This is a genomic window from Rhizobium sp. BR 314, from assembly GCF_047445805.1.
GTDB lineage: Bacteria > Pseudomonadota > Alphaproteobacteria > Rhizobiales > Rhizobiaceae > Rhizobium > Rhizobium lusitanum_B.
The window spans coordinates 18,970-32,901 of the sequence record NZ_JARWLA010000051.1 but is presented as its reverse complement, the minus strand read 5'-3'; the positions used below and the strand labels follow the sequence as shown (position 1 = coordinate 32,901).

Annotated in this window: 4 protein-coding genes; all 4 read left to right on the top strand. The window is 62.7% G+C overall.

Annotated features, from left to right (window positions below):
- Nucleotides 1-504 precede the first annotated feature (504 nt).
- Nucleotides 505-1,572 (top strand): type IV toxin-antitoxin system AbiEi family antitoxin, encoded by a 1,068-nt coding sequence (locus QD461_RS33565; protein WP_414091306.1) that lies wholly within the window; start codon nt 505-507, stop codon nt 1,570-1,572.
- Entirely contained in the window at nt 1,569-2,423 is an 855-nt protein-coding gene (locus QD461_RS33560; protein ID WP_414091305.1) for a nucleotidyl transferase AbiEii/AbiGii toxin family protein, read from the top strand. The genes QD461_RS33565 and QD461_RS33560 overlap by 4 nt, the downstream gene beginning before the upstream one ends.
- Before the next feature lie 557 nt (nt 2,424-2,980).
- Nucleotides 2,981-10,246, top strand: a complete 7,266-nt coding sequence (locus QD461_RS33555; protein WP_414091304.1) for a hypothetical protein — start codon at nt 2,981-2,983, stop codon at nt 10,244-10,246.
- Nucleotides 10,246-13,923, top strand: coding sequence for a hypothetical protein (locus QD461_RS33550; protein ID WP_414091303.1), 3,678 nt, complete (start codon nt 10,246-10,248; stop codon nt 13,921-13,923). Before QD461_RS33555 ends, QD461_RS33550 begins: the two co-directional genes overlap by 1 nt.
- Nucleotides 13,924-13,932 lie beyond the last annotated feature (9 nt).

Here is a 13,932-nt window from a genome sequence, read left to right as displayed (position 1 = left end):
GTCCTGGAGGCGGCGGTTGTGCCAGCCGTGCCTGTGCCGGCTTTGCGTTCCGCAATCTGGGCAGATGCCGACCGGTTTCGCAGCAGCCGAAACAACCCAGTTTTCTTCATCTTGAACGGTGATACCCAGTATTTTGACCCCTGGGCCGGGTGACCATTTCAATTGCGCTCGCATCCCTGCAGATAGCGATCGAGGCGCTAACACCCTGTTAACCACAGAAATTGAGGATGAACCCATTTAAGTGCAAAACGACAACATGGCTGGCATCAAGCGAAACGAAAAATTGTGCTTGCTGCCAAAGACCTGAAAGCGCAAGCGGTCACTCAGATCTTGCCGGATGAGACAACAGGATAACGTTGACTTTTGGAACTCGAGGCACCTCGTTAAAGCAATGTTGAAAATTGGCGCCGTTCACCAATCGGCGGCGTTCATCGCTCCGTTGAATAGCCGATTCTAGTGAATACCCATTGACTCGTTCACTGTTTTGAGCTATTCAACAAAACGATGAAACCAGTTAATTCAGTGAACGTCGAGCGATTTGCACCTCAGGTGGTCGAGGATTTTCTGACCGGCCTGCCGAACCTGAAGATTATTAGCATTGAACGGGAAGTCCTCGATTTCAGTCGCTGGAGAGCTGATATCAAGGTAAAAGCGCAGTTTGCGGGCAAACCCCTTAATCTCGTAATCGAAGTCAAGGCCAGTGGACAGCCGCAAATGGTGAGGAGCGCCGCTCAGCACCTGCAGCGATATATGCAGAACGTGCATGAAAACGACGTGCCGGTGGTCATGGCGCCTTACTTGTCGCCGCAAGCGCGTGCAGTGTGTCGAGAAGAAAATGTTGGCTACCTTGATTACTTTGGCAATGCCCTGATTGCGTCTGACGGGCTTTACATCGAGCGATCCGTCCCAGGCCGGCCAGAGCCAGAACGACGTAGCCTCAGATCCATGTACAAACCCAAAGCAGCGCGCATTCTGCGATGCTTGCTCCACCACCCAGGCCGTCATTGGCGTATTTCTGACTTGGCGGAGGCGGCGAATGTAAGCGCTGGCCTGGCGAGCAATGTTGGCGCCCGCATTCGCGAGTTTGGATGGGCCGAATTAACCGATGATGGGCTCGTGCTCGTCTCTCCAGATGATTTGCTGGACAGTTGGGCTGAGAATTACGAACCGCCTAAAGGCGAAGAATACCATTGCTATACACCATATCACGGTCGACAATTCACCGACCGGCTTCGCGCCGCAGCTGGACACGGGCAGGTCGTTTTGGCGTCCTTTTCAGCGGCCGAATGGCTCGCTCCGTTCGTGCGCCATCCGAACAATTACGTCTATGCCGATGAGCTGGGCTTCGTGTCGCTCACGAACGCAATCAGTTTGAAACCTGTCTCCAAGGGCGGCAATATTGTTGTCGTTATTCCGGAAGAAGATGGCGTCCTAGATGACGCAATACAGATCTCCGAAGGGTTGCGTGCTACCAGCGCGGTGCAAACATATCTCGATCTCACTAATTCGGGGGATCGCGGGAAGGAAGGTGCCCAATTCCTTCGCTCAAAACTGATGGACTGGCAGAAATGATAGAAGAAGTTCCAAAGGCTCCCGAATATTCCGACCGCTTGAGCGCTGCCGTTCGATCCGTTCTTGTCGAGATCGGACAGACTCTTGGCAGTTATCGGGGCCAATTCGCAGTCGTCGGTGGCGCAGTACCTTGGCTTCTCTTAGAGGACGCCGAGATGAAGCATGTTGGCACGGGCGATGTTGATCTCAGCCTCGACGCTGAGGCATTGGCCGACGATGCGCAATACAAGGGTCTCGTCGAGTCACTTAGAGAGCAGGGTTACGCTCCGCGCGAACATCTGAAAAATTTCCAGATGGCACGCACCGTCAACCCCGGAGATGGCGGAGGGGACATCGAGGTCCTGGTTGATTTCCTCAGGCCTTTTGACGCAGTGATCGAGAAGAACCGTCCTCCCCTGACTGCCGATTTTGCAACCCAGCGGGCATTTGGTGCAGACCTTGCCACCCGTTTTTATGAAATGGTCGCGATCGAGGGTAATATGCCCGGCGGTGGCAAGAACCGCGTGATGGTAGCAGTCGCTTCAATTCCGGCCCTCCTTGCGATGAAGGGCCATGCGGTCGAAGGACGCAACAAACCCAAAGACGCCTATGACATCTATTACTCGGTCCGAAACTTCCCGGGTGGAGTGGATGCTCTTGTGGAAGCTTGTGGGCCGCTTATGTGCGAGAAAAGCGCGATTGAAGGCTACCAGAAAATTGCTGGGAAATTCAGGGAAGTCGACGATTTTGGTCCGACCTGCGTGCGAGCCTTCGTAGAAGACGAAGACATCCTTGACGGTCGTACTGGCGACGAATGGCAGCAAGACGCTTACGGGCAAGTTCGAACCTGGCTTGATGCTATAGGGTTTTAACTCAAGATCCCTCTCAAATCGAAGCAAGGCTTCCCATTTATGGTCCCGGCAATGTCGTGTTTTCGATATGCCCCTTGCTTTGTTGTATTATGAATGCATGCGGACCTCTGGTGCCATCATCCTTTTGTTGATTTGCTCCTGACGAGATACGAACCCGTACCCAACCAATTGACGCCTCAGTGAGAAATGCGCCAACAAGCAGCAGGCGCTGGAGTTCACCATCCAAAAAATTCAATCCGCACGCGTCGATGAGAGTTCCGTAGCCATTTGGCTGGAACGAGCGCCACTGAATGGCGAAAATGCAGGCAACTACCATCGTCCGCCGGATGAAATACAACCCTCAAGAGTTTTTCTAGGGATTGCCCTTTCAATGCTCTTGTTTCAAGGGTAATCTCCCGAGCCTATTGTGGGGCATTCAATCCAAAATCACGTCTCGCTCCTAGTTTTTGACGAGATGCTGTTTTTGCCGGCGCGTCGAGTGCATTTCAGGCGACATTTTCCGATCGTTGAGTTCCGCGAACTCAACAGCGTGTGCGACTGTCTCTCGTGAGGCTGCTATGGCAACGTTGGCGTTGCTCGACATGGTAAGTCCCTATGTCGTCGGTGGTGCGGCCATTGGCCAACCGCTGCATGAACTGTTGAGCGCATTGTTTGTCACCGAAATCGAAACGGCCTTTGACGACAATGGGATCTGCCTCAGCGGCATTGCCCGTTTCAGCGCCAGCGTTGGCAATGCATTACCGACTTTCACGCCGCCCTTCACCATCACCTGGAACCCCAACGCCAGCGTCGACCATCGTACGCAGCGCACCCAGGGCGCGTATTGGGATTTTCCAGATATCGCGATCAGCTTCCGGCTGACTGCCCCCCGCATTTCTTCACCCGTCGCCGACCTCGTGGTTTCCAGTGGTCCTGGCGGCAATCCGGCAGCACTTAACAACCCGCAGCTTGCCGCACTGCTGGCGGGGCTTGGCCAGGGCCAACCGGCTGCAGGTCAGACGGCGGCGGATTCTGTCGATACGGTTTTTCATCTCGATCTGCTGATCGATGCCGCAACGCTGCATCTGCCGTTCCTCACGGGCGCCTTGCTGCAGCCGGACGGCATGCTTGCTCCCGACCCGGCCAACCCCGAAGTCACGCTCGTCCTACCCAAGATCAAGCTGTCGATCGACCAGACCGCCGGAGCCATAACGGGCGGAGGCAGCGATCCGCAGGTATCGATCAATTTCGATTCCTGGGCTGCGTTCGACATCGATGATCCGGCCGGAGCCGGCTACGGCGATCTGCTGCGAATGCAGCCACCCTACGCCTTCTTCGGTCCCGACAGCGTTTTGGGCTTCGGCTTCAATAGCCTGCTGCTCGATCTCTCAGGTACCGAAACGCCGCCCGTGATCCTCGAAAAGTTCGGCGTCGGTGATGATTTCCGTGGCTTCTATGCCCCCGATGTGCGGGTCTTCGTGCAGCCGCCGGGGCTCAATGGCTTCGGTATCGACGTTTCGGCGCGGGAACTGCTGTTCCAATTCGGCAGCGACGGCGGCCTGTCGGCAATCTTCGGCCTCGACGTCGTCAAGCCGGACGCCGCACAAGGGGCGACGATCAGCATCTACGACGAGTTCGGCGGGTTCGTCGACAAGATCGCGCTGCCCGACGTCGCGGCGCCTCCTGCCCCGCCCTTTACGTCTGACATCTTGCCCGTGCCCCGGAAGTCGCAATGGGTGGTTGACGTCACGGGCGGGCAGCCGCCTTACAATATCAACATCGACGGCAAGACCCAGACCACCGACCCCATCATCATCCAGCTTGCCCCCAATCAGACCACCCGCACCGTCGGCATCGACATTCTCGATGTGCACGCCGGCGCCCAGCCGCGCCATGCCGACATGCGCGTGGCCCTGCTGCCGCCGTCCCTGACCGCGCCGGAGGGCGGCGTTACCCCCACCTCCGAAAAGGCCGTGCTGACCGTCACCACTGCCGGCCCTCCCGGCTTTGCCATCAGTATGCTGGATTCCCCGGAACAGGAAAAGGTTACCATCATCTTCGCGCCGGACACAGCCGTCGCGACGCTTTCAACAGCCGGCGGAGCACCGCAAGCGCTGCCGATCACCGCCGGCCGCGCTTCGGTATCGCTGCCGCATGGCGCCTCGGTAGACATCAGCGCCTCCTGGAATATCGCGGCCCAACCGCCGAGCCCGATCACATTTCACGGCCAGTTCCAATATGATCAGCCGTTCCGCTCGCCCACGACACCTGAGACGGTCGACGATCCCGCCTGGGTAATTTTCGCCAGGAATCCAGAGAACATCCGGACGATCCCCTCGGCGGATACCGCCAATCCCAACCAGCAGAATTGGCAGGGTACAGACAACGAACTCGTCGGCAGCGCAGCCTTCAAGGCCTTCGTCGCCGCGGCCAAGGCAGCACCGGGCGCGCATATCACACTCGCGGGCGAAGCCAGCAAGGAGAAGGTCCCGGTCATCGAATACAACGTAGCACTGTCGCAGCGCCGCATCTGGGCGATCCGCAAGTTGCTCGAAGCCCAAGGCGTCATCAACCCGGTCACCGAACTGCCGGAGGGTGAGCAGCCACCTGCTGATCCTTACCTGGCTCCCGGGCGCGGCGCCTACCGCCGCGTCGAAGCCACCATGCCGGCCGGCGGTCAGCCAGCGACGACGGCGATCGCCGCTGTGCACATTGCCCGGCCTGCCCGCAAACCGGTGCCGCAGCCCTTCAAGCCGCCAGTCATCAAGCGTGAGGCACCTGGCAATGACAGCATCCGTTTCAAGGAACTGCATGTCCGGGTCGAGCTCGACCACAACCGCCTGATTGCCATCGAGCTTCGCCTCAAAGTCGACGTCACCACAGTCCTCGAGAGCTATTTGACCACGGTCCAGCAGCAGAACCCGGTGCCGCAGGGCCAGGGACAGATTTCGCTGCCCGTCGGCACAGCGGCCGATCCCAATGACGGCGTGCTCGACATACGGCTTCAGCTAACCCTCGACGACACCGTCGGGCGATGGCAGGTACTGGCAAGCCTGTTCGAGCAGGATAGCGACGGCTTTCTGCAGACGCCGCCACCCGCGGCCCTCGCCGCGGGTCCCGTGGGTGAAAATTTCTGGCGCGACTATTTCGGCCTTCTGATCGCGCTCGCGCCGCTGCTCGATGCTATCGCTACCTCCAACACGCCGGCCGGCGACCTCGTCGCGCTGACTATCGGAGCAGGTGTTCCGCTCGCCGCCGCCCAGCTCGATATCGTGCATGTGCCGCGCATCACCTTCTACGGCGGCGAGCTGGTCGTCGCACACGATCCCAATGGTACGCAGGGCGCGCTGCTACTCGACGTCGAGGTGGCGCTCGTCGTCACGCTCGACCTTGCCGGCGTCACGCTCATCGATACCGACCCCGACAACCCGATCACGATCCGTTACAAGGCGGTCGGGTTCAAGACCTCGGACAAGCCGCAATTCCGCGACGTTATCCCGGTCTTCGACTCCTCGAAGGGTTTTACCATCAACATCCCGAGCACCGGCGGCATCAACGTACCCGCGCCGCTCGGCGATATCCTTCAGGTGTCCGGCGCGCGCATCGCCCGGTCCAACCCGGCCAATCTGGAGCTCGACCTCAATCTCAAGGTCGACCTCGGCGTCGTCACCGTCGACAAGACGACCATCCGTATCCCTCTCGAAGGCGGTCACCTGCCGACGATCACAGCGCTTGGCGTCCACATCAACGTCAGCGGCGCCATCGAGGGCGGAGGGTACCTTGCGATCTATCCCGACGGCTTCGCCGGCCAACTCGACGTCTCGTTGCCAGGTCTCGGCGTCCGTGTCGCGGCAGGTCTCTCGGTCCGCCACGTGCCGACGCCACCCGCGCCGGGACCGCAGGCCACCGCAATCCTGCTGACGCTCGAGGTCGACTTCCCGGTGCCGATTGCCCTCGGCAATTCAGGGCTTGGAATTTTCGGCTTTGGCGGCCTCTTCGCGCTGCATTTCCGCCGTGACGAGCATCCCAACGATCCCGTTCCGGCGCTGGAATGGCTGACCCGCGTCAACGGCAATCCGATGGAGATCACCGGCTGGGTGCCCGACATCGACCATTGGGCCATCGGCCTCGGCGCCGTGCTCGGAACGATGGACGCGGGCTTTACGCTCAACGTCAAGGGCATGCTCATCTTCGAGATGCCCGGACCGCGCATCCTTCTCGTGATGAAGGCGAAGATCATTGCGATCCGACCGCCGCGCGAGGGCAACCCGACAGCAACGATCCTGGCGGTCATCGATATCGATCTCGGGCGCGGGCGCATCACCATCGGGCTCACCTTTGACTACGAGATCAAGCCACTGCTCTCCGTCCACGTACCGACGCGCGCCATCTTCCCCTTCGACGACCTGACCCATTTCGCAGTCGATGTAGGTTCCTGGTACAACCCGGCAACGGTTACCTTCTTCGACCTCTTCAAGGCTCGCGGATATTTCATGATCCGCGGCAAGGGCATACCGGACAGCTCGGCCCCAACCGACAATTACGACGGCGGCAACGACAGCACCTTCCCCTTACTGCCTTTGCGGCTTGGCGGCTTCGCCATCGCAACGGGCGTGTCTGTCTCGTTCACCTGGGGCGATGTCGATGACGGGCTCTACCTTTCGGTCGGTGCCGCTGCCGATGCGGGCCTCGGATTTGCGCCAATCCTCTTTACCGGCGAGATCAGACTATGGGGAGAGCTGCACCTCTGGGTGGTGAGCATCGAAGCGGCAGCCAAGCTCACGGTCGTCGCTGGGCAGATACCCGACGGCCCGCCAGTGCCTGATCCGGACTATCCTGGCGACCCGACCCATCTCTACCAGCCGACAAAGAACGTCGTTCAGATCGACGGCGAAGTGCACGGCGAGGTCGACCTGTTCTTCTTCAGCGTATCGGGATCCGTGCATTTGACGCTGGGCTCTAAACCCGACGATCCGCCTGCCCCGCCGCCGCTTGTCAATGGCGTCAGCCTGCAGTCGCGGGCGGCGGCGCTGCTCGCCGGGGTCAGCAGCGACCGTCCGATCGACGGCAAGCTTGCCGATGCGCATGCCGACGGCAGCGCCATTCCCGACAGCGAAGCCGTGCCGATCGACGCAATCGTCGTGCTGCACTTCGACTGCACGCCTCGTATCGCTGGCGCCTTCTCGGTGACACAGCCAGACCCGAACGATGCCAGCCAAACCGTCACAACCAGCGTCGCAATTGGCCCCATCGGTCCATCCTCTCCGGCGGTGCATCGCGGGACGCCCTACTACACATACCGTGTCAAAGGCATTTCCTTCGACCAGGCGCTGACCCCCGGCGCGGTGCCCGCCGTCTGGTGGCCGAACGTTCCCAATCCCACCGCCGAGAGCAAGCGCGAGCTCGCATTACTGACGCGCGTGCCCGATGCGCATCCCAACGCCGTCGAGCGCAGCCGCCACGCCGAGGATTTCCTCGACCACCATTGGGCGACAATCTGCGACGAAGTCGCTCCCGCCACATCGGTGCTCTGGACCTTTCACGACCAGCCACTCGGCCCCTCGAGCATCGGCTGGTTGATGTTCGGCACCGCCTGGCCCGACCCACCCCAGTCGACACGCCAGACGCCGCCCGGGCTCCGCCTCGACATCGCGGAGAACTGGCGTTCCGGCAATCCGGTGGCCGATCTCATGGTGGACGTTGCGCCGGCAAGAGTGATCGGGGGGGGCGTCGCCTGCGCCGAGGGCTGCGCCGCTCACGGTTCGTTGGTGCGGCAGCGTCCCGACATCCATCTCGTGCAGACCGCCATGCCCCAACGCCCGAGCTTCACCACGATCCGCGATTTCGCCGCCGTCGCGAGCTCTTCTGAGCAACTGGCTAGCTTCTCCAAGCTCCTGCCCGGCCTTGCGGATGCAGCACAGCGGCGGGCTAGGCGCGGCTGCTACGCCAAATTGCTCGAAGCGCCGTTCCAGCGACCACAGTTGCCGGACGTTCGGCGCAGCCATCCGCTCGCGGGGATTATTGACGAGCTGCTTGCCGAAGCCATCCGGGGCGACGACTACGCGGACGTGCTGACGCTCGCGACCGGCGAAATCGTGACGCTTCGGGTTCTGATCTTCGCGCCCGACCAGATCGTGCGGAGCGGCCGCCTCCAGGCGCGGTACTTCGATGCCGACGGCAATCCACTTGACACGGTGAAGATCGAAGCCAACGGCAACGGCAGTCGACGCGTGCAGGCGCTCAACGACCTGCCAAAACCCTGGATCGATCGCAAGGGACCGTGGGCTTGCCGGGTCATCGAGGTCTTCAGCCTGCTCTCGACCGCCAACCGGAGGGAGGATGGCGCCATCATCCTTGTTGATGCGAAGACCCCACCGGGAACGGCCTATGTCCAGTTCGGCATCGTTGATCTGCGGCGTCTCATCGCCAAGGGCTTTAACCGCCCCAGTTATCTCGTCGGCGTCGTCGAGACGATGACCGCAGCCGAGGTGGCGCGCGAAGCCGACGAGACGCTGATCCAGAACCACAAAAAGAGCGAGATCAATGGTGCGCTTGCGCCGATGACGGCGCCGCCTGCGCTCCTCCTGCCCAATACCGAATATGCCGTGTCGGTCGACTGGGAATGGGCGACATGCAACGCCGATGGGTCGGATGCAAATACATGGAACGCTGCCCCGGCCCAGACCTTCCGCTTCCGTACCGACAATCAGCCATTGGCGCCCCGCGTCATCGCCTCCCCCGGTGACCCGCCGGACCAAGCAAAGACGATGCCTGTAAGGCTCGACCCATGGATCATCACAACCGACCCCGACGAGGGCGAGCGGTTCTACTTCCACGGTCTGCCAATCCGGATCGTCTTCTCCGTCGACTACCTGCTGACGATGTTCAAAACTTACGGGGTTGAGTTGCAGGCCAAAGTCCGCGCTGCCTCGTACAAGAATGCCGCTCCCACGTCGCCCGGGTTCCCCGACACCTTTGCCTTGCTCAAGGACGCCATTACCGCAGCGATAGCCGATCAGGTCAACACCAAGCCTCTCGATGGCGTGTCGGTGTTATCGCCGTGGGAGGACATGATCCGTAACGTCTTGGCTGACGCACCTTGCGTCCCCACATCGGGAACCGTCACCCGTCATACCATCGTCGACGTCAACCTGCTGCTTGAGCCGAGCACCGATTTCATCCTCGACATCGAGCCGGTCAATCCTCCCCCGGTGCCACCCGGAAAGCTCCTAACGCCACTCTTCCGACGCGCCTTCACCACGTCACGCTACGCCAATCCAGGCGCCATGTGCGCCGACGTTGCCATGAGCAAGCCAGCGGAGTTTCCGGCAGGGGTTGCTGATATCGCCGATCTCCTGGCTCTGCTCACCTCGCCCCAGCTGTCCCGATCGCAGATCGATGCGGCCCTCGGCAAGGCGGGCCTGCGACCCGTTGTCGAAGTCAAGAGCCCCGAGGTCGAGATATTATGGGCACCAGATGGTGGCGCGCTGCAGCCCCGGCTCGTCGTCATCCGTACCCCCGAACCACTGGTGCGGACCCGCAAGGAGCCGCGGACCTACGAACCGCCTGGGCAGCCGCGGCTGCAGCGCGAGGTGATCAGCCTCGTCGACAAGCCCTACCTCGAGGTGGTCCCGACGGCGGGCGTCGCCGACGCAGCGCCGCTTCACATCATCAGCCAGTCCGGCCTCAACATTGTGATTGCCGCGGTCGACGCGGGACGCAACAAGCCGATCGCATTCTCGCTCAGGGTGCATGAAAACCCGTTCCTCGGCGAGGGGAGCGGCACGTCGGATATCGACCTGCTCAAGATGACCCTCGATGCCGCAATCTGGGAGGTAGCATAATGGCGCCGCGCGTCTGCTTTCCGGGCGAGTTCTTCCTCGACGCAATCGTCGTCGATCCGCGCCGGCAACTCGCAGCACAGGATCGCCCGGCAGAGGCGCAGGATTGGGCCCGCGTGGCGGCTCCTGATGACCGCGCGATGCGCAGGGCCCGCGAACGCGGCCCTTACATTGCCCTACGCTGGGTGCTGAATGCGAGCCTCGGCATACCGCTTGAGCCATTCACGGTGTGGCGGCGGACAGCGCTCAAACGACCTCCCGCGAAGCCCATCGACAACTGGCATCGCATTGCCCCGGACACCTTTTGGTGGGACGGGCTTACGGAAATGCTCCTCATCGAGCTCGACGTGAACGCGCCGGTGACCGCATACGGCCTGTCGCGGGCCGATAACGATCCGGTGGCGACGGTCAGCGGCGGGCCGGGCACGATCACGCTGCGTGGTGGGCCGATGCTCGGGGTCCGGCTAAGCGACGAAAGCGCTCTCACCAACGCCCGCGGCCTCTCCGCCATCGTGATGGCGGATGACGGCGGATGGCAGGAAATACAGCGCGTCGGCCTGCCGGTGCCGGCGCAACTCGTCAACACGAGTTATTATCGTGCGGATCAGCAAGGCTACGTCAACTCCTACATCGACGACCCGATGGCCGCCGCAATGCAGAGGCTCAAGGACTGGGGGCCGGTCGTGGGATGGCCGCCGCTCGCGGGGCTCGACCCTTGGGTGCCGCCAGACGCCGCGGCGCTGGTCGATCAACTCGGTGCCAACATCATGACGGACCTCCTGCAGGTGCTCGCCGATCATCCGCCGCCGGACGTCGATGCGCAGCAACTTGCCGACGCCAAGCCGAGGTTGCTGCCGCGCTTCGAGCAGCAAATCGCCGGTCTCAAATACGAGTTCGGTGCCGGTCGTGCGATCGATCGTTCGGAGATGACGACGCGGCCGCTGCAAAGTCTCACCACGGCGGTTGCCACCGACACCTGGGCCAGCCTCGCGCTCGGCTACGGCACCGGCGCTGATGTCGGCGAGCCCAGCGGGCGCCTGCGGGAGCTCGACGACTTCATGGTGACCGTGCCGTGGAGCGGCCTGATCAAGGTCGCCGTACAGGCGCCGTCGATCTGGCCGTTCGGCGATAAGCCGCCACAGATCATTTCCAGGCAGGTCGACCGGGAGCTGGCCGCCATCGTGCTCGCACCAACCTTCCGCGCGACGCCGGACACCCCAAACCCGTTGCTACCGGCGCCGAGCTTTGTCGAGGGCGCGCCCAAACCCGACGCCCCGTTTACCAGTTCGGTGAAGATCGAGACGCCGCGCACCTCACCGCAGCCCGGTCGCGGCCGTGCCAGTGCCTACGCCCTCGCCCGCTTCGACAAGCCCGGCGCCGGTCAATATCGCATGCGCCGGCGGCCCGGGGGAGACGGCTGGGTGCCGATCGGCGCAGCTGCCCCAGCGCGGGCGATGGGGCAGCCGTCCGACCCCGCTCTGACGCCGAATACCGTCATGCTTCGCGACAGCGGCGTGTCGCGGCCGATCACCGGCGCCGCGCTCAGCTACCAATATGCGGCCGCCGCCTGCGACCTCTTCGGCCAGTGGAGTAGTTGGTCCACCGCATGGCTGGCGCTGGGGCCTGGCGACGTGCAGACGCCGACGGTCGCGGTTTGCCGGGCGCGCGCAAGCGCACCGACAGGGGCAGATCCCTGCGCGCTCGACGCCAGCACCGAAATCGTCTGGGAGGCGAGCGAACGGACGCTCGGGCGGCTCCACCTGATCGTCGACGTATTCGACCCCTATCCGGCGCCCCCCGCCCCGCTCGCCGATCCACCGGACGCGCCACAGCCCGGCGCCGGCGTTGCCGACGCCTTCATTCAGTTCGACTCTTCAGGCATGGTTGTCCTAAAGCCCGCCAACGTTACCGTCACACCGCTGCACCCCGATGACACAGAGGTAACCAACGCCAGTCCCTTTGTCGGCACGGAGCGGCGCTACCGCATTGAGTGGCCGACGCTGTCGATCGCCTATGGCGCGGCAAAGGAAAAGGCAGTCTCGATCTACGCTCAGGCGGAAGAGACAATCCGGCCGGGAGAATGGAGCGGCTGGGGTCACGCCCGCGAAATGGTCATCGCACCCAATCCGCTCCCCCCGCCGACACCGATACCCCTGCCCCCCGAATATCCGGTCTGGGCCTCGCTGCCGGACGCCGCCGGCCTCTCCTACGCCACTATCGCCTGGGCGCCGACAGGGGCCTGGCGCTATCGCGTGTTCGAGGCCACCGAAGCAGCTATCCTTGCGGCCTGCGGCCGGCCCGGCCCGGTGCTGACTCAGGGCCTCCACAGCCGGATGCAGACGCTCTTCGATCTCCACAAGGGCAACGCGCACCTCCCGACGATCAAGGCGGCGTACCGCAAGCTAGGCGACGAGCCGATCCTGCCGCTCATCCACCCGGACGGTACGATGCGCTACGAAGCGCTGCTGCCCCGTGGCAGCGGCCTGATCCATTGTTTCATCGTTGTCGGCGTCAGCGAAACGAACGTCGTCTCCGGCTGGCCCGTGCCGGATGCCGATGGCCGCAAGGGTTTTCTGGCCTACGCCATTCCGCGCCCTCTGCGCCTCCCCATGCCCGAGATCAGGGCAACGATTGGCGCGACGGGGTCGCCCGAAATCACCGTGACTGCAGCCGGCGCCACGCCGGCCACGCAGGTCACCCTCTACCGTGGACGCAACGCCGTCGTGGCGCGCACGCTGGGCACGATGGAGAGGGTCGCAGCCGTGTCGCCGAACCCCGCCACCTGGATCGCGACGACCTTTACTGATGCAGCGGCCCTGCGCAGCTGGGAGCTGCTGCAGTACCGGGCCGTGGTCCGACCAAACGACGACCTCGACAAGGCGGGGCTCGCCGTCGACTCGCCTCCTTCCCGCTCCTATGGCCTGCTCTTTCCACCGGCCGGGCCGCCCGCGCTGTCGCTGGTAGAGGTTGCGCCGCGGCGCTCGAAGACGCTTGCAGTGGTTAAAGTCACGAGCGACGCGCCCCGCGCTAGCGCGGCCATCGGCGACCATTTGCTGTCCTGGATGTGCCGGCAGGGAAGCGCTGCGCCGGTCGCGGGATCATCGACATTCGGTGGCCTCTCCAGTTTCCCCACGCTCGACGGCATGCTCCGCTCGATCGAGCACGCGGCCTATGTCGGGACTAACGTTTTTCTCCGGCTCGATCGCACCGATGGAGCACCGTTGGCGCTAAGCGTCGACGTGACCGATCCTCTCGGACGGTCCACCCACGGACTGCTCGATCTCCCACCGTTCGTTGCCGATCCGGCGCCGGTCATCTCGAGCTTTCTGCTGACGCGCCGACAGACTATCCTCGCCCCAGCTGTCTGGATCGCCATGGATACCAACGCCCCTGAAATGCTGGAGCCTGGCCACGATTGGACGCTGCAAGTTCGCGTCCGGCCGAACAATTTGCTGATTCCGTGGACAACCCGCAGCTTCTCGGTCCTAGGCCTTCTATCCGTTGCGACCGAAAGCCAGGTGCCGTCACCAGCGCACACGATGGATAGCATGCTGGCGCGGCGCCTGCTCGGCAGTGGCAAGTTCGTGCTTTGGATCCGGGCCTCCGTCGCAATTGCGGTCGGCGTTACGCTGACCAACAGCCTCGGGCAGAGCGCCTCGCAACAAGGATCGACGAGATGAGGAGCGCAC